The 16,750-nt window shown below is 59.0% G+C and carries 15 protein-coding genes and 3 pseudogenes; 8 read left to right on the plus strand and 10 right to left on the minus strand.

Annotation, left to right across the window (positions count from 1 at the left end; genetic code table 11):
• Window positions 1-420: RES family NAD+ phosphorylase (locus DV027_RS15455; RefSeq protein ID WP_242621955.1), on the plus strand; the 420-nt coding region annotated here is incomplete at its 5' end.
• A 288-nt stretch (window positions 421-708) separates the two neighbouring features.
• Here DV027_RS15455 and DV027_RS15460 read toward each other — a convergent pair.
• The 5 genes from DV027_RS15460 to DV027_RS15480 form a co-directional block, all read right to left on the minus strand.
• Window positions 709-1,473, minus strand: coding sequence for a segregation and condensation protein A (locus DV027_RS15460; protein WP_130732818.1), 765 nt, complete (start codon window positions 1,471-1,473; stop codon window positions 709-711).
• Window positions 1,463-2,800, minus strand: a complete 1,338-nt coding sequence (locus tag DV027_RS15465) for a site-specific integrase (protein WP_207303517.1) — start codon at window positions 2,798-2,800, stop codon at window positions 1,463-1,465. Before DV027_RS15465 ends, DV027_RS15460 begins: the two co-directional genes overlap by 11 nt.
• A 420-nt stretch (window positions 2,801-3,220) precedes the next feature.
• Complete coding sequence (locus tag DV027_RS15470; RefSeq protein WP_078524673.1) at window positions 3,221-4,249, minus strand: TniQ family protein; 1,029 nt, start codon at window positions 4,247-4,249, stop codon at window positions 3,221-3,223.
• Window positions 4,246-5,124: a TniB family NTP-binding protein gene (locus DV027_RS15475; RefSeq protein WP_236944620.1), complete on the minus strand. Its 879-nt coding sequence runs from the start codon at window positions 5,122-5,124 to the stop codon at window positions 4,246-4,248. The genes DV027_RS15470 and DV027_RS15475 overlap by 4 nt, the downstream gene beginning before the upstream one ends.
• A 47-nt stretch (window positions 5,125-5,171) precedes the next feature.
• A complete protein-coding gene (locus DV027_RS15480) occupies window positions 5,172-6,770 on the minus strand; it encodes a Mu transposase C-terminal domain-containing protein (protein WP_236944619.1) in 1,599 nt (532 codons plus the stop codon).
• 486 nt (window positions 6,771-7,256) lie between these two features.
• On the opposite strand from DV027_RS15480, the gene DV027_RS15485 reads away from it, so the two are divergent.
• The 7 genes from DV027_RS15485 to tnpC all read left to right on the plus strand — a co-directional run bounded on the left by DV027_RS15485 (window position 7,257) and on the right by tnpC (window position 14,832).
• Window positions 7,257-8,057 carry a C1 family peptidase gene (locus tag DV027_RS15485; protein ID WP_165399223.1) on the plus strand — a complete coding sequence of 267 codons (801 nt, stop codon included), beginning with the start codon at window positions 7,257-7,259 and terminating at the stop codon, window positions 8,055-8,057.
• Window positions 8,058-8,070: 13 nt separating this feature from the next.
• The gene (locus tag DV027_RS18190) at window positions 8,071-8,367 is read left to right on the plus strand and encodes a protease inhibitor I42 family protein (RefSeq protein WP_078524669.1); all 297 of its coding nucleotides are present in this window, start codon (window positions 8,071-8,073) and stop codon (window positions 8,365-8,367) included.
• Window positions 8,368-8,505: 138 nt separating this feature from the next.
• Entirely contained in the window at window positions 8,506-9,489 is a 984-nt protein-coding gene (locus DV027_RS15495) for an AAA family ATPase (protein WP_078524668.1), read from the plus strand.
• A gap of 19 nt (window positions 9,490-9,508) precedes the next feature.
• A complete protein-coding gene (locus tag DV027_RS15500) occupies window positions 9,509-11,968 on the plus strand; it encodes a S8 family peptidase (protein WP_078524667.1) in 2,460 nt (819 codons plus the stop codon).
• Between the two features lie 520 nt (window positions 11,969-12,488).
• Window positions 12,489-12,896, plus strand: coding sequence for an IS66-like element accessory protein TnpA (tnpA, locus tag DV027_RS15505; protein WP_019092241.1), 408 nt, complete (start codon window positions 12,489-12,491; stop codon window positions 12,894-12,896).
• Window positions 12,893-13,240, plus strand: a complete 348-nt coding sequence (gene tnpB / locus DV027_RS15510; protein ID WP_019092242.1) for an IS66 family insertion sequence element accessory protein TnpB — start codon at window positions 12,893-12,895, stop codon at window positions 13,238-13,240. The genes tnpA and tnpB overlap by 4 nt, the downstream gene beginning before the upstream one ends.
• A 65-nt stretch (window positions 13,241-13,305) precedes the next feature.
• Window positions 13,306-14,832, plus strand: coding sequence for an IS66 family transposase (gene tnpC / locus DV027_RS15515; RefSeq protein WP_130732819.1), 1,527 nt, complete (start codon window positions 13,306-13,308; stop codon window positions 14,830-14,832).
• A 154-nt stretch (window positions 14,833-14,986) separates the two neighbouring features.
• Here the strand turns inward: tnpC and DV027_RS15520 are convergent.
• The 5 genes and pseudogenes from DV027_RS15520 to DV027_RS17775 form a co-directional block, all read right to left on the minus strand.
• A pseudogene (locus tag DV027_RS15520) lies at window positions 14,987-15,259 on the minus strand (transposase); the annotation flags it as partial.
• A pseudogene (locus tag DV027_RS18145) lies at window positions 15,235-15,813 on the minus strand (DUF6118 family protein). The pseudogenes DV027_RS15520 and DV027_RS18145, both read right to left, overlap by 25 nt.
• Before the next feature lie 12 nt (window positions 15,814-15,825).
• Window positions 15,826-16,095, minus strand: a complete 270-nt coding sequence (locus tag DV027_RS15530; RefSeq protein WP_081749560.1) for a Txe/YoeB family addiction module toxin — start codon at window positions 16,093-16,095, stop codon at window positions 15,826-15,828.
• Complete coding sequence (locus DV027_RS15535) at window positions 16,092-16,367, minus strand: type II toxin-antitoxin system Phd/YefM family antitoxin (RefSeq protein WP_061276673.1); 276 nt, start codon at window positions 16,365-16,367, stop codon at window positions 16,092-16,094. Before DV027_RS15535 ends, DV027_RS15530 begins: the two co-directional genes overlap by 4 nt.
• Before the next feature lie 52 nt (window positions 16,368-16,419).
• Window positions 16,420-16,750, minus strand: a pseudogene (locus DV027_RS17775) (hypothetical protein); the annotation flags it as partial.

Genomic DNA, 16,750 nt, shown 5'->3' on the forward strand with positions numbered 1-16,750 from the left:
GGCACTGGAAAGCCCACCAGCAGGTCCACAATACCATCGCCGCCTGAATACGCCCGCGTCTCCCGCCGGATGCTTACCGCCGAGCAGGAAATCACCGACCGTGATTATGCGGAGATCGTGGTGGTCACTGATTTGCAGGTTGTCGATCTGCGGAGCGACAATCCCTTAAGGATGGGCATTCCCAGCGATGTAGTCGGCGGGTCGGACCAGCGTCCCGCGCGCCAATGGTCACTCGCACTCCATAACCATCCTGCCAAACCTGACGGTATTCTCTATCCCTCCCGATTGAATGAGGAGATCAATCTGGCAATCTTCGAACGTGCCATTCCAAAACTATCGGAAGCTGCCAGGATGAATCTTAATGGAATCTTCGCACTCGAAGATATTCTCGATCTCTTTCAGGTGGCCATCAGAGAGTGAATAGTCGGAAGCAACGGTCATTGAAGAACTGCCACGACACGCGCAGCTTGAGGCGGCGGTACAGTTCGGACAGCAACATATTGTCAATGCGGCACCATTGCCCCAGATGCGGACCTCTTTGAGGTCATAGGATGCAACGAAAGCCAGGAAATTCTCTAGAACAGGAAAAAGGCTGCCGCTACGTTGCAGAGCGGCATATCACTGCGCTTGTGCTGCCTTCGGCTACCGTGCACACCATTCCATCGTGGCGTTGTCCCGCTCATTCCAAAGAGTCTGCAATCGCTAACATCATGCCATGGGAAACACGACCGTATCGATCGATGCGTCTCCCTGCCGCACCAATTCCAGCCCAGCCACAAATGTCGCAGCTACAGCCGCTCGACGAGCGATTAATCCCTCAGGCTCAGCAAACGGCGTCGCAGGAACACAGTCCCATATGCTTCGGAAAGCTCCGTTTCTCATTTTCGCTCGGATAAAGGCCAATGCATCGGTCACACGCCAGTAGGAAGGCACATCAATCCGATAGATCGGGACGGATGTCTCGACCTGTGCCAATTCCCGTTCCAGCACACCGAGACAGGCTTCCATCAGACTGAAATATGTCCCCTGCTGTACAGAAACACTGCCATTCGCGTCTGTCCCGCCCTGTGCAAAAACCGACACGCCAAGCTGCGGTCGCGCCTCTAGCCAGTCCGCTGCCGCGCGCATCTGCAACAGCCCGTCGAGCTGATCCGCTATTCGGCGCGCCTCGTTCTCGGTCGCCTGCTTTTCTACATGGGCGGCAAACAGCAGTCGCGAGCGTAGGAACACAAGCCGGGCAATCCAGATCACCCAGTCCGCGCGCTGCATGAGCGGCGTCGTCTGGGCCAACCGCTCCGCCTCAGCGACAAACTGGGCCGCCAGATCTGCGATGGACAGGACGCCCAGATCCAGGCGCTGGCGTTCCGCCAGATCCAGCAGCAGGTCCAGCGGCCCGTCAAACCCCTCGACATGGAACTCGGGCACCGCCGGACGCGGCGGATCACCCCAATCTTCCTCTTCGTCAGGCAGCATCAGCGGTTTCCCCGGCATCGCTGCGCGCGTATTGCGGCCGGATGTTGAAAACCAGCTCCGGCCAGTCCGTCTGCACCTGCTCCAGCGCCTGCCACGGCGTCCATTCCGCCGACCAGAAGCGGTAGACCAGCCGGGCACTGCGGCGGGCGCGCTGGTCGCGCGGGGCTTCGACCTCTACCCGGCGCAACGGTAGCAGCGTGCCCCAATGCGCCTGCAACCAGGCCGCCGCCGCGCATGAATCCGCCCCGGCTTCCAGAAGGGGACCGGGAACAGGCACCAGCCGGTGCAGGTCAAAGGCACAGGCGGGCGTGCCCGCCGCCTGATGCTGCAGGGCGATCTGATGCAGGCGTTCGGACGCCTCGCGCAGCAGCCGGGCCAGCGTCACCGCCTGCGCCCCCTTGCCTGCCATTGGCGCCAGCAGGCGCGCCTGTTCGTAGTCAAAATCCACCTGCCAGGGGATGATCCCCGGACCTTGGGCCGCCGCCCGGAACCGGGCCACCGCGTCCACCGGACCGCTTACCGTGAGCGTTGTCCGGACCCAGTCCGGGGCGGGCGTTGTCGTGCGTCGACGCGCCGCCGTCCGGACTGAGGACTCTGGCGGGGACCCCGATTTTGTCCCACGCGCGCGGTGGGGCGGGCGATCAGAACGTCCCAGCGCCCGGTCCAGCAAAAACCGGATCCCCGGCACCGACAATGGATCCCCGACCGTGCCATGCGCATCGATCCCCCGGAACGCTGCCCCCCAGCGCAGTTGCGCGGCATCGCGCCAGACAGCCCAGGATCGCACCGGACAGACGGCCGGATCCCGGCGTCGCCGCAACCGGCGCAACTGGTGGCGCCCCGACCGGGACCGCAGCAGGGCAACGGTCATCCCGTCTGTCGTGTCGGTGATGTCCTCAACGGTCAGCCGGGCCAGCGCTTCAGCGCCGATGTCCAGCGCGGCCGTCAGCAACAGCAAGGCCCGGTCGCGCAGGCCGGGCAGGTCGGGCCCGCAGCGTCGCGCGGCAGCTAGCAGAGAAGCCGCATCGACCCCGGCCCCGGTCCGGCGCACCCGTGTGGCGGGCAGGGCGACATCGAACGCCTCGCCATTGGCGGCACACCAGGCCGTCAGCGCCGCGCGATCCACCACCAGGCTCTGCCGCGGCCGTCCGGCCTTCGCCCGGGCCTCCAGCCACGCTGCCACCGCGACAGGGCCGACCGGAAAGCCGCTATCGACGGCCTGGGTCCCGACGAAAGCACGCCAGGAGGCCGCATAGGCCCGTGCCGTGGCCGGCGACAGGCCGGTCGGCGGCCGCGCCGCCTGCAGCGGTCGGCCGGTCTCAGCCATTCTGATGGGATCCCCGGTTTTTCGGCCCGAACGCCCTGCGGGCCGACCCCGAACGGACTTTCGAAGAGGGCAGCCTGCCCATCCTCAGCGGGAAACCGCGCCGCCTGACCCTGACCATATTAAGGCGTTTGCGCTCCATGTAATACGTCGTATCATGTTAATGCGTTTTTTGAGAACAAAAAAACGCCCGATTGATCCCGGAAGGCCCGGTTTTCCGGACTTTCTGCCCCCTCCCGTCCCCGCCGGGCAAACTCAGACCGATCAAAAGTTTACTTCCGATAAGTTATCTTGTCGGAAGTATATGAAAAATCCGGCAATTCCTGCTAAAATTGTCGAAACGTCCTTAATAAGGAGAATGTCAGATTTGCCGCGCTTTTCTCCGGTTCCGGTTCTCCTTAATCAGGAGAAAAATGACCCTTATTAATGCGAAAAAGTACCCTTAATTCGGTTACGCATCACCAATGCCTCCAGTCGACAGCGTCCCCAGTCCGCTATGCCTGGATGAAGCCACTGCAAAAAACTCTCCGGACTGAAGGCCTCGCGCTTCTTCCCTCTCCCCGCAGGAGCCCAGTCGATTTGTCCCGCCAACTCTCCCGTCCATCCCGGATCGGCCAGGATCAACGCCGCGATGGCCAGGACACCTGCCGCCACCTCAAGGGGCAGCATGGCCGGTGTGAAGACAAAGAGATCCTGCCAATCAGAATGCCGCAACATCCACCGTAACGGCGGCGCGACCTGCAGTTGAAGGCCAAGAGTAGGCACAACCATCCGCAAAAAATCTTCAACCAGCACCGGAAGATCCCTCGGATGTGTCACGCCACACCACCGCCCATGTGGCATGTGACCACGAAGGCTCCGATGTAGATCGCGTTGCAACGCGTCAATCGCTTTCACCGTTATGCCCGTCAGACGCAATCCCAAAGGTAGAACCGATAGCGTTTCGTCGTTTCGCAGCGCTACAGGTCTGTCGCGTGCGATACAGCGGGAGCGGATACGTCCCCGATAGGCACGGAACAGACAGCCCGTTCCAATCTGGTGACAAACAGGGCAGGTCTCTTCCAGAAGCTGGCGATGCTGACTGCAAAGCACTGTTGCCCCGCTCCGCCAGCTTCGACGTTCCCAGCTTTCTTCACCAGCCAGAAGGTCGGCCTGCAGACAGGCCCGGCACCATACCCGCCCAGGCCGATCCCATAGCCAACCGTCCTCCACACCATATCGCATTCCAGCAATTCGGCTTGTGCTGATTCCGGTCGCCTGAGCGAGAGCACGATCAACGTGGGGCACCGTCAGCCAATCAAGATCGCGATAAGCACTCTGCCCAACTCCTACATGATGGAGGATATCATTGGCCCGCAGATCATAGCGTGCCGCCAATCTGGTCAACCAGGAAGAAAGCGCCTCGCCCCGAAAGGGATCAGGAACAATTGGTAGCCTGCCAGGCTTGTTCACCTTCGCCCGTCCTGCTGGCGAGACCTGCCGGCGGCTACTGGGGCCTCAAGCCCGTCCCACACGTCATGGTCCTGGAGCCCACTGTAATCTACACGCTCGCTGCCGGAACGGATCGCCGCGATAGCCGCCCGTTCAATCGCCTTGCAAACACCCAGCGTGATGCCGCCTGTCCGGCCAACCAGAAGCTGCATGACCCGCGCGGAGTCAATCGGTGACGGCGCACGTAAGGGCAAGCTCCAGATCAGATGAGTTACAAAACGCTTAAAGTCAGCGCCCTCTTCCCATGTTGGCAACTCGAGATGCATGAACCGACTGCGTAATTGATCATCAGAGAGCAGTGCATGGCGGGTCTCGGGCACGCCAACACCGACTAGAGCAACACGCAGTTCGTTGGATAACCATCGCAACAGTTGCAAAAACTGTCGTTGTTGGCGTGGCGATGCTGCCAGGACGGAGTTCAGTTCATCAATGACAATGACCTTGGTCTGTAGATCTTTCATCACGCGCAACACTGTGGTTTCCCGAGGAGCGCTCCCCTCAAACGTATCCATTGGCGGGACCCCGACTGCCTTGAGCAATTGCAAAAAGAAGCGCGGGGCGGTCGGATCGTGGGGCATTAGCATGACCACCACAGGCTGCAGGCGGAAAGTCCCAGTTCCCTTGAGTACAACCGATGAATACCGCTCGAATTTACGGACCAGCATAGTCTTGCCCATGCCGCTCTGACCAATCAGAAGCAAATTTTCCATGCGCTCTGACCGTGGCTGGACATAAATCTCTTCAAGCCGTCTCAATGTCCGTGCGGCATGCGGATAGTCGACCCAGCGCTTGGCGCGAATATGCGCGATCCTCTGTTCGCTATCCAGGGTGGCCAAGGGTCTTACATCCTCTGGAAGGTGAGACCATTCAACCGTGCCCATGATCACCAGATCTCCACGCCACTGGTTGCCCCAGGCGGCGGCAAGGCAATCCGAGCATCATCTTCTTCAGTAATTTGACCCTCTGCCGGGACTGGCTCTGGTGTCAGAGCATGTGCTACCTCGCGGCGAACCGTCTTGCGCCTTGCCTGACGATTTCTACCCCTCGCTTCGTCGAGAATAGCGCGTTGCGTTACAATCGCGGAGAAGATTGCGTGTTCGTCGATTGATCGTCGACCTTCTTGCCGCAGCGTTCGCACTGCTTCCCTATGTTCCCACAAGGTAATGGGCGCCCGGCGCAGATCCGCATACGGAACGCGAATGTGATCACCGTCCGACAATTCCACGAACACTGCCGACAGGTTCCGTGGGTCGTATTTCACTCGCATCTTTGTGCCTGGCCGTCCGAGCAGGTGTGCAAGTGCCCCATCCTGATACTGGATGTTGAATAGCCGCACGCCGTCCCTGCGAACCACCCGCTCCTGGAACGGCATAAAATCGAGCAAAAATCCCTGTTCATCGACCGGATGCCGCAGGGAAATCCCTTGCGTCGCCTCAACCCAGCGGGCGACCGGAGTGCAACCAAGGCTACGGTGGACCTCATTATGATAGGGGCCTAGGACTTCCAGTGCCAAAATCCGTTCAAATTCCCGGAAGGATAGACAGGCCCGCGCTTCTGACGCGTAATCTCCCCTGACCTGTACATTTGAGAAGGTCGTCCCCGGCAGACATTGAATCCGTCCCATCAGCGTACCCATCAGTCGCTCGATATGTCCTCCATAGCGAGGCGTTACAGGCGGTCGGTAAACAATCTCGACCCCATGCTGTGCACAGCCACGTTCGAAGGCACGACTATGAAATTCGGCGCCGTTGTCCACATGAATGCAAGTTGGAAGACCTGCCGTAGGCCAACTATGCTCAATTAGACGCTCTGCCCGCCACGTGTCCTTTGGCAACACCGCCTGCGCTACAGCCAGTGCCACCGAGGTTGCGCTCGGAGCCTCCAGCGAAAGGAGGAAGCCGAGCACCATGCGGGTGTGGACATCCAAAACCAGGGTCAGCCACGGACGGCCAATGCTGCAACGTGTAACGTCATCGACCAATATAAGATCGACTTTGGTATGGTCGATCTGGACAATTTCCAGCGGTCGCGTCGTCTCCAAGCTGCCTTTAATCTGGTGGAAATGTGCTTCCGCAACCGCAGGCCCTTCGCGACGACGCACCTGCTTCTTCAGGTCAATAGCGTTTATCCTGGCACGTAGCGCTTTCATGGACGGCGGCTTGCGGTCTACGGCCCGGCATGCTTCGCAAAGATGACGATAAACCCGCGTCAAGGTCGGTTTTTCGCGCTGCAGGTAGCTTTTTTTCACGACTTCCATAATCAGACGCTCGACGGCATCTGATAGACGTCTGCTCCCTAGTCGTGGACCGCGCGCATGAGGGATTAACGCCGAGGTAGTTTTCTCCTCCCTAAGTTTCTTGATAAGCCGGTAGGTATGCTGAACGCTAAGACCAAGACGTTGAGCAACATACCTAACCTCCAGCGCATTCGAGCATTCAGCCTCAGCCAGCGGACGCAGTAGTGCACTGCGGTTGGTAGCCAATTCCCATGTTGCATCATCTACATCGCAAGCGGTTTGGATGGACCCGATAGACGAATGCACACGCGCCTCCCCCATCAAGCGACGAATGAATGCAATTCATAATGTTGGATAGCATCCAAACTCAGCACCCTATCGGGCTCACGGCTTCATTTGTCGTATCATCGTAGGAAAAGGAGAAAAGTTTCTTTGCTGCCGTACTCTATTACATGACCAAGAACGCAAATATGGAGGAAAGCAAAAAGTCGGTCGCCGAGAAGGGGTGACTGAGAGCAGCCATTCAAAGTGTTCACGTTCATGACGGCTACCAACCCTTGTCGGACGTTTAGCTCGCCATTTTCGATCATTGAGTGCGGATCAACTAGCGCAAGTGTATGGATTTTCAGGAGGTCGGCTGTATCCTGTGGTGTGCTGCCCGCTTATTTCCCCCTTAGAATAGCTGGTGCTATATCGCGAGTAAACAAGCTGTTGAAGGAGTTGATCCAAGCGATGAATCTGGCCGAAGTCAAAAGAGCTATTGTCGCGCGCAAGCTCAAATGGGTCGCAGGGGAAACTCCCGTCGCAGCGGCCGCGTTAACCTCTGGACAATTTGGTTTGCGGCGAACGAGCCTCAACGCGCCGGCGCTGCAGGTCGCTACAATGATGCCCGAGGCGTTTCGCGGAACGCGGCCTGCGAAAATCGACTGGCGTACTGAGGGCCGCGTGTCACCTATTCGCTCTCAAGATACATGCGGATCCTGTGTGGCCTTCGCTACCTGCGCAGCAATGGAAAGCGCGCTCGCGATCCAGGAGAATGAGCCAGCCAGTGTTGATCTCTCAGAAGCCGACCTGTTTTATTGTGGCTGCGGCGATTGCTGCGATACCGGGTGGGATTTCATCCCCGCGCTGGGACGCGCCAGCCAAGGCGTCGGTCTAGAGGCGGACTTCCCCTATGTGGTTGGATCGACCTGTAAGTCCATTCCGCCTGCTGTTAAAGTCTCCTCTTGGAAAACGGCCCACAGCGCGGATGATCGCCGATGGGCGCTAGTACGCGGCCCCGTGGTCGCGGGTATGCGAGTCTTCGACGATTTCCGGTACTATAAGAGCGGCGTATACGAACATGCTACAGGTGACGAAATTGGCCTCCATGCCGTCTGCGTCGTGGGTTATGACGACGACGCGTCATGCTGGATCGTCAAGAACAGCTGGTCCAGTAGTTGGGGGGAGGATGGGTTTTGCCGGATTGCCTATGGGCAGTGCGGGCTGGATCAGGAATTTCCCTTTATCGCGATAGAGGTCGAAAGATTGTGAGGTTGACTTGCCTATGGTGACGGAAGTGCAGAAGGGAACAAGCGTCATCGGAGCTAATGTTGGGCAAGCGGTCGAGCTCGCGTTGCCCTTTTCCGGCGGAACGGGCTTTCGATGGGAGGCCTCGGATTGCGACGGACTTCATATTGAGAGACGTGGGACTAAACCCTCGACTGGTTTCGGCGGTCGCGGGCAGGACCTCTTCATCGTGACACCAAGCCACACGGGTGACATATGGCTCAAACTTCAACTTCGTGCACCGTGGCAGCCAGAACCAGCCGAGGTGCGGAAGATCAAGTTCGAGGTGCGCTAAGGTACGCTAGGCAATCAAACCTCTGAACTTCAAAGGCACTGGCAAAATGATCTACCATCTTTCAATTCCCTTGGAGACATCGCAAATATCGGGCATAGAGTTGCGCATTGAACATTTGCTGTCGCGTCGGGGGGAATAGTGGCCAGCGCCGCCCAAATTATTTCGCTCGTCAGGAGCCACACCAAAGGCGATCGCAGCCGGTTCGAGCAAATCGCGTTGCAACTTGCTGCGGACGCAGCCAAGCGCGGTCATTCCCGTGTTGCGGAAGAGCTACGTGATCTCATTGAAGAGGCGCGCAACCAGATCGCCTCGATCGAGCGCACGCGCGACCCTATACCCATGGTGCGGCCGAAGGGCGAACTCGCCGGACTTCTTAGTGCCAGCTTCCCCCTGATCAGGCTGTCCTCGCTCGTTTTGCCAGACCGTCTGTCAGAAGCGCTCAAGCGTATCGTGAAGGAGCAACGCGAGCGCGACAAACTCGATGAGTTTGGGCTTAGCCCCCGCCGCAAGCTGCTGCTGAGCGGGCCTCCTGGTACAGGAAAAACCAGCACTGCGGCTGCGCTTGCAGGTGAGCTATCGCTCCCACTCTTCACGATCGAACTCGATGGCATCATCACGAAATATATGGGCGAAAGCGCATCCAAATTGCGCCTTGTTTTTGAATCTATCGCCAACAACCGTGGCGTCTATCTATTCGACGAGCTTGATGCTCTCGGCGCTGAACGCTCGATGCCCAATGACGTCGGTGAGGCACGACGCATCGCGACTGCCTTCCTCAAATTTCTAGAGGAAGACCGCAGCACGAGCCTTATTCTGGCTGCCACCAATCACGCCAAACTGCTCGACAAAGCGCTGTTCCGGCGCTTCGACGCGATCTTCACTTACGGGCTGCCCGACCAGACCCAAGCGCGCGCCGTAATTGAAAACAATCTCACGACCTTCGATCTGAGTAGCCTCGATTGGGATTCACTCATGGGAGAAACCAACGGTATGTCCCACTGCGACATTGCTCGCGGCGCGATCGACGCTGCGCGCGTAGCTGTGCTCGATCATGAAGGCATCCTAGACTCCCGCCTTCTGATGACAGCGCTTAGCGAACGGCGGAACGGGCACACTTTCTAATCAAGGATCAGATTGTAGCATGGCGGAGCATCCGCACCTCTTTGTTCGCCGCAACGGCCGTGCAATTCCATTTCGAGGCATTTCGCCCATAATTCGCAACGTTAGAATGCCGCGCGCCAACCGTCGGCAGCACATCGAGGTTCTCGTTGCTGCCGTCGATGCGGCGGCCGCGCGTGCCGCCGCAAAGGTTGCTGATCAAGTCCTGATCCCCGAGGCGGATCGCGGCTTCTATCTGAGCTTTGAAGCGTCCAGTCAGAGGCCCATGCCGCTCGCTTTCTTCGATTCATCTCGGCGCGGCATCAATCTTCTCTCGGTAAAGGTCGATGAGGGGCGACAGACTGCGAACGTCTTTATGCGCACTACCAAGATCGACAGCTTTAAGAAATCGACCAAAGCCTATGCCAATAGCCAGGCGGGAGAGGGCAAGCCCCCGCCCAACGAGGAATTCTTCGACCACCTCGAGAAAATTCGTCCGACGAAGTTTGGCGATCTTTGGACGGACCAAGGTAAACCGCCGTCACACAACAAGCCTTTCGCATGGGAACTCTGGCTTCGTCCCGGAACAGAGGATTGGATCAGAGATAGCGCACCTGAACTCGATATCACCATCGAAAGGGGGCATCTCACGTTTCCTGAAGCCATTGTGGTGCGCGCATACGGCACAAAGCGGCAGATTACGGCGTTAATTAAGCGCGTGCCTGTCGTAGCAGAATTGCGCGCTGCCTCCTCATTTATGGCACACCTTCTGGAGCTTATGCCTGGTCAACAGGCCGCAGCAGCCGAAGCCCTCCTGAACCAGATAGTGGCACCAGAAAAAGACGCCCCCCGCGTCTGCATACTTGACAGCGGCGTGCGCCGTACACACCCTCTCCTTGCACCTTTTATTGAGGCCGGTCGTACCCTGACGGTGAACACCGCATGGGCCGCCAATGATCATCACGGCCATGGCACCGGCATGGCTGGCGTCGCGCTCTATGGAAATCTTGCACCGCTCCTCGCCAGCACCGATCCGGTCATCCTGACACATCGGCTGGAATCCGTGACGGTGCTGCCACCGGCAGTCCCTGGCGCCTCGCAGCCTCTTCCGGGCACTTCCGTTCGCGCTGCCGTCCGCTTGATGGAACGCACCACGCGCGCCAATCGCGTCTACTCGCTCTCTATGAGCGCCCCCCGTGAGCGCTCGAATGGACATCCATCGAGCCTCTCGACTGTGATTGACCAGTTAGCCTTCGGTCGACCGGGCAAGCAGAGGCTCTTCTTCGTTCCGGCCGGAAATATCGATGAACAGCCCTACATGGCTGCGGACTACATCGCACTGAACGATGCCTCCCCGATGCGCTCACCGGCGCAAGCGCTCAATGCGATTACAGTCGGTGCCTGCACACGTTTCGTCGATCAGGAATTGCCACCGGATCATGTGGCGCCAGAGGGCGACCTCTGCCCCACTTCGCGAACCAGCATTGCGTGGCAACGGCCCATATTATGCAATAAGCCTGATATCGTAATGGAAGGCGGCAATAGGGTCGCTGATGTAGACGGCGTCGGAACCCTGCACGCGCCCCACCTCAGCATCGTCACTACAGCGCGTGACTTTGCCGCTCACCGCTTCAGTTGCACTGGCGAGACGAGCGCCGCTACGGCAGCAGCGAGTGGGCTAGCTGCTGCTATCATGGCGGCTTATCCCGACGCAACGCCCCAAACTGTTCGCGCTCTGATAATCCATTCGGCACGCTGGACGCCGGCGATGCTGCAGCGCCTGCCGACGCGACCGACCCGAGGTGACTATGGTCAACTTCTCCAGAGATACGGGTTCGGCATTCCTGATCGCATGCGTGCGCTGACAAGTCTCGACAATGCAATGACGATGATCATCCAAGACGAACTTCAGGTCTATCGTCGCGGATCGGGCAACAGCATCGCCCTCGGTGAGATGAAGTGGCACCAACTGCCATGGCCGGTCGATGTGCTCGAGGAACTCGGCGCCGATGAAGTCCGCCTTCGCGTCACCTTGTCCTATTTCGTCGAGCCCAATCCAACGCGTTCAACGCGCCAGCAGTCCAATCGCTACGCGTCGGCCAAGCTTCGGTTCGTCCTGAAGGGGATCGATGACGATGACGAGGAGGCGATTGCTCGCGTTAACACACTCATGCGTGAAGAAGACTATGAAGCTGAAGATCTCGATGAGGATGACCGGTTCGAGATCGGTCCCGCTAATGCCCGACGGGGCTCACTGCATCACGACGTTTGGACAGGTCCGGCGTCTGATCTTCTCCATAAGGGAGGTATTGGGGTCCTACCGGTCAAGGGATGGTGGGGCGACAGGAAGCGCGGCGAACGTTGGTTGCGGAAAATGCCCTATTCACTCGTCATGTCGATCGAAACGGTGGACGTCGAAGCAGATGCGCAGATCTACCAAGAGGTCGCCGCAATCGTTGAAAACGACAACCTCCTACGGAGCGCCACGATAATCGGAGAGTGACTTCGGACTTCTGGTAATCTTGGCAGACGACACCCAACGACAATCAATGCCACCCGCAACTGAGCGCCACGTAGCGTCGGCAGAGCCTTTCGTCGATCTTGTCGCTATGCTGCGCCGCTGACAAGGCAATAACATTCGTTCATGTCTGCTATCGATACCTTGGCAGGCGCTGCTGAATGTGTGGTCTCCGCGATTCACTCCTCTAATCCGATAGACCTCGAACGTCCCCAACTCTGTCTATCGCGGTTCGCTTGATAACGTCCGCTTTCAGGCGATGGTCACACCCACTTGGATGTCTGACATGAGAGCAAAAGCAATCTCATTCTGAAAATTTCGGAATCATTTTTTCGCATAATTAAGGATATTTTTCACTGCAATTGGTAAGCACTCGGCGACTGACGCCTTCCTGAATATTTCTATTGTGGTTCAGCTATGAAGCATGAGCGATTTAAGAGATAGAGACGCGGTACTACCTGCGAGTGTCGCAGGTAGTACCGCAGAGAGGCTCCAAAGGAGCGGCATGGAGACAGGCGATCGAGACAGGCTGGCGGAAGCCTCGCGGATCGAGATCGTTTCAGATCGCCGCCGCTGGCACGCCCCTGAATTTCGCGCGCGCGTGGTCATCGCGTCCTACGAGAGCCGACGCCCCGTAAGGGAGGTGGCCGCACAGTATGGTGTCCATCAAAGTCTGGTGTTTCGCTGGCGGCGAGAAGCCCGGGCCAAGGCGCAGGCCAAAGGCGGGACATCGTTCGTACCTGTCATGATGGCTCCGGCACCCCAGCAGCAGCCATTGGAGTGTCGGAGCGCACAGGGAACGCCGCCCGACCGAGCGGTCAGCCTGGTCTTTCCGGACGGTGTGCGGCTGGAGTTCGACACGGGGCTGTCCGCTGATCGTCTGCGTGAGATTGTGAGCGCGCTGCGTTCATGATCCCGCTTCCCTCCACGCTACGGATCTGGCTGGCGGCGGGCGTGACCGATATGCGACTGGGGATGCCCGGGCTGGCGTTGAAGGTCCAGGAAGCTCTGGGCCGAGACCCTTTCGCGGGCGACGTTTATGCCTTCAGGGGCCGACGCGGCGATCTGGTAAAACTGATCTGGCACGATGGGATCGGCCTTTCCCTCTATGCGAAACGGATCGAGCGCGGGCATTTCCTGTGGCCTTCGGCAAAGGATGGAGCGATCCATCTCTCCCCATCACAATTGACCTGTCTGCTCGAGGGCGTGGATTGGCGCAATCCGCAGAAAACATGGAGACCTGAACTGGCGGGATGATAAAAACTGCGCCAGCTCAGCATATACTGGTACCCTTTTGAGCGCCCATGTGATCAAATGCCGTCATGACGGGAGATGCGGACGACATCATCGCCTTGCGTGCTGCACTTGCTGCTGCTGAGGCGCAGATCGCCCATCTCAAGCACATCATCGCGCGGATGCGTCAGGACCGTTTCGGCGCCTCGTCGGAGCGGGGACGCCGCCTGCTGGCCCAGCTCGAACTCGAACTGGAAGATCTGGAGACGACGCTCGCCGAGGACGCGCCCGAAAATGCCATGGATCCCGCCGTCCGCGCGACAGCACCCCGCAGCAACCGGGGACGCCAGCCCCTGCGTGCCGATCTGCCGCGCGAGCGGGTCGTGATCCCCACGCCGACACACTGTCCGTGCTGTGGTGGTGACCGCCTGAGCAAGCTGGGGGAGAGCATCACCGAGACGCTGGAGGTGATCCCCCGCCAGTTCAAGGTCATCCAGACGGTGCGGGAGAAGTTCACCTGCCGGGACTGCGAGAGCATCACCCAGCCACCGGCACCCTTCCATCCGATCGCGCGCGGACGCGCCGGCCCATGGCTGCTGTCGACCATCCTGTGCGACAAGTTCCTGCAGCATCTGCCGCTGAACCGCCAGAGCGGGGCCTTTGCCCGCGAAGGGATCGATCTCGACACGTCGACACTGGCCGACTGGGTGGGGGCCTGCACCGCGACGTTGGCCCCCCTGACTGCGCTGATCCGGGCCCATGTGCTGGCAGCACAACGCCTGCACGCGGATGACACCACCGTGCCGGTTCTGGCAAAAGGCCGGACAGTCACCGGACGATTGTGGAACTACGTGCGGGACGATCACCCCTTTGGAGGCACAGCGCCCCCAGCCGTCTGGTTCCGTTATTCCCGGGACCGCAAGGGCGAACATCCCACGGACCATCTCGCAGGCTGGACGGGTATCGTGCAGTCAGACGCCTATGCGGGTTATAACACGCTGGCGAAGCCGGGACGCCAGCCCGCACCCGTCATCTCCGCCGGCTGCTGGGCGCACGGACGACGAGGGTTGTTCAAAATCGCCGAGAGGGACAAGGCGCCCCTCGCCATAGAGGCAGTGCGTCGGATCGACGCCATATTCGAGGCCGAACGGGCCATCAACGGCACGCCCGCAGAACACCGGCTGGCTGTCCGTCAAACAGACATTGTGCCTCTGGTCGATGAGTTGTTCGACTGGATGCGGGAGTGTTGCCGGCGCATGTCGACCAAAAATCCCGTTACCCAGGCCATGAAATATTTTCTCAGACGTGCCGACACATTCACGAGATTCCTCATCGATGGCCGGATCTGTCTGACGAACAATGCGGCGGAACGCGCCCTGCGTGGCGTCGCTCTCGGAAGACGGGCCTGGCTGTTCGCCGGCTCCGACCGTGGCGGAGAGCGCGCCGCCGCCATGTATTCCCTGATCGTCACCGCGAAACTCAACGATGTCGATCCCCAGGCCTGGCTCGCCGATGTCATGGCACGGATCAACGACATCCCCAATCCACGCCTCCATGAACTCCTGCCCTGGCACTGGAAAGCTCCCCACCACGACCACAATACCATCGCCGCCTGAACACACCCGCGTCTCTCGCCGGATGGTTACTGCAATTGAGGATATTCTCATAATTAAGGTATAAAATAGATGATTGATAATATGGGATTTCTATTCTCATTAATAAAGATTTTCGACATAAATGTCGGAATGTCCTTGAAAGGAGAATGTCAGGTTTGCCGCGAGATTTCCGTCCTGGAATGCAGGGCTTTATACCTTTCGCTTCCAGGGCGTCCCTGAACCCGTCGGCGTCATACCCGCGATCTCCCAGCATTCATTGTGCTGCAGGAAGACTGTCCAGCAGGGCGGCGGCACCGGTATAATCGCTGATTTGTCCCGCAGTCATAAAAAAGCTCAGCGGTCATCCGCTCCGATCGGTGATCGCATGCAGCTTCGTGTTCATGCCGCCTTTGGTGCGGCCGATCAGGCGACCTGAATCCCCTTTTTTAGCCGCAGGCTTTCGGGATTGTCGGCTTCCATCATCAACGCACCAGACTCCCATCGATCCTGTCCACCCACGATAAAGGAGGCCACGCGCGTCCCCAGTGATGATGGCAGGAGATGGGTCAGGGCACGATCCCGACAAACCAGACAGGCCAGCCCGACCTGCAGCACCCACCAGTTCTGACTGGTCCTAGGTACGTGCCTGTCCGATCTGAGCCAGTGCCATTAATATCGGTCGGTTGCTGCCGCTCCACCTGAACCGCTCGGATCGCGGTATAAAAGGCGGCCTGCATGTCCTGACTGACAGAAAGCCCTGCCTGGCGTACCCCCCTACCCATAGGTCTGTGGCGTCATCTTCAGCGTCGGACTGGCCTCGATCACCTTCATGCACGCGCCCACTTCGTTCAGGGCTTTGACCAGTCTGGCCAGGTCCGGCGTATAGTCACGTGGCCGGTTATCCCGCCATGCCTGGGGCAGCGCTTCCATGCTGCGTCGGCGCATCGTCATTTCGGCGCACAGATCCTCAAACGCACGGGCTGCCGGATCCGTCTCGCTCATGACGCCTCTCCTTCAGTAATGAAACCGGCACTGGGCAACCTCAATCCGCTGATCCTCTCCCGCGCGGCCCTGAACCCGGTAGACCAGACGATGTTCCCCCGTAATCCGTCGGGACCACCACCCGGAAAGCTGCCCCTTCAGTGGTTCTGGCTTCCCTATCCCCTGAAACGGATGCCGCCTTACATCCTCGATCAGGGCATTAACCTTCCCAAGAACAGCATGATCTGACTGGAACCAGGAAAGATAATCCTCCCAGCCATCTTCATGAAAAATGACCTTCACGCCGACGGTTCATCCTGCGGCTCCAGAAGATCACGCTCGGTCGCCGCCCCATGCTCGATGTCACGAATGCTCCGCAACAGCCTTTCCGCGTTGCGTGGGCTGCTCAGAAGATGCACGGTTTCCTGCCAGCCAGAGAATTCTTCTTCCGACATCAGCACGACACTGCCTTTCCCGGTCTTGCGGGTCACGACAATCGGCGCGCGGCTGTTCACGGCTTCGTCCAGATAATGTGCCAGATTCTGGCGCAGGTCGGTATAGGAAACACAGGTCATGATCGGTCCTCCATGACCACTATAACGTACAGTTTGCTGTACGTCTCCTGTTTTAGATCCCCATATCCATTCCCCGATCCTTGGAGCGCGACAGCAAGCGCATGCGCTGCGGCTGCAATCCGTGATCGAGCCTGACCTGCTCACCGGCCTGAAGGCCGATGGTTCCGGTATGGGCACGCATTAAGCAGAGGTGATGTTGTGGACGGCCCCCGCACGAAATGTGCGAGGATAAAATCGTCACCGTCTGCAACGCATGGAGCCATGTGTGGACGGCCCTGACGATGCAAGTGGAAAGTATGACTTTGATGGTCGGGTGCAGCCATGTGTCCGGCCTGTTTGCGCAGCCCGGGGGCTGCTGGCCCTGATGAAGTCCGCGGATTGGA

The organism is Komagataeibacter xylinus, from assembly GCF_004302915.1.
GTDB classification, from domain to species: Bacteria; Pseudomonadota; Alphaproteobacteria; order Acetobacterales; family Acetobacteraceae; genus Komagataeibacter; species Komagataeibacter xylinus_C.

Bases quoted from the DNA above. Each gene is read 5' to 3' on its own strand.
- DV027_RS18190 (WP_078524669.1), top strand. From the start codon at position 8,071: ATGGTGACGGAAGTGCAGAAGGGAACAAGCGTCATCGGAGCTAATGTT.
- DV027_RS15465 (WP_207303517.1), bottom strand. From the start codon at position 2,800: ATGGCTGAGACCGGCCGACCGCTGCAGGCGGCGCGGCCGCCGACCGGC.
- DV027_RS15500 (WP_078524667.1), top strand. From the start codon at position 9,509: ATGGCGGAGCATCCGCACCTCTTTGTTCGCCGCAACGGCCGTGCAATT.
- DV027_RS15485 (WP_165399223.1), top strand. From the start codon at position 7,257: ATGAATCTGGCCGAAGTCAAAAGAGCTATTGTCGCGCGCAAGCTCAAA.
- tnpA (WP_019092241.1), top strand. From the start codon at position 12,489: ATGGAGACAGGCGATCGAGACAGGCTGGCGGAAGCCTCGCGGATCGAG.
- tnpB (WP_019092242.1), top strand. From the start codon at position 12,893: ATGATCCCGCTTCCCTCCACGCTACGGATCTGGCTGGCGGCGGGCGTG.
- DV027_RS15535 (WP_061276673.1), bottom strand. From the start codon at position 16,367: ATGACCTGTGTTTCCTATACCGACCTGCGCCAGAATCTGGCACATTAT.
- tnpC (WP_130732819.1), top strand. From the start codon at position 13,306: ATGACGGGAGATGCGGACGACATCATCGCCTTGCGTGCTGCACTTGCT.
- DV027_RS15460 (WP_130732818.1), bottom strand. From the start codon at position 1,473: ATGCTGCCTGACGAAGAGGAAGATTGGGGTGATCCGCCGCGTCCGGCG.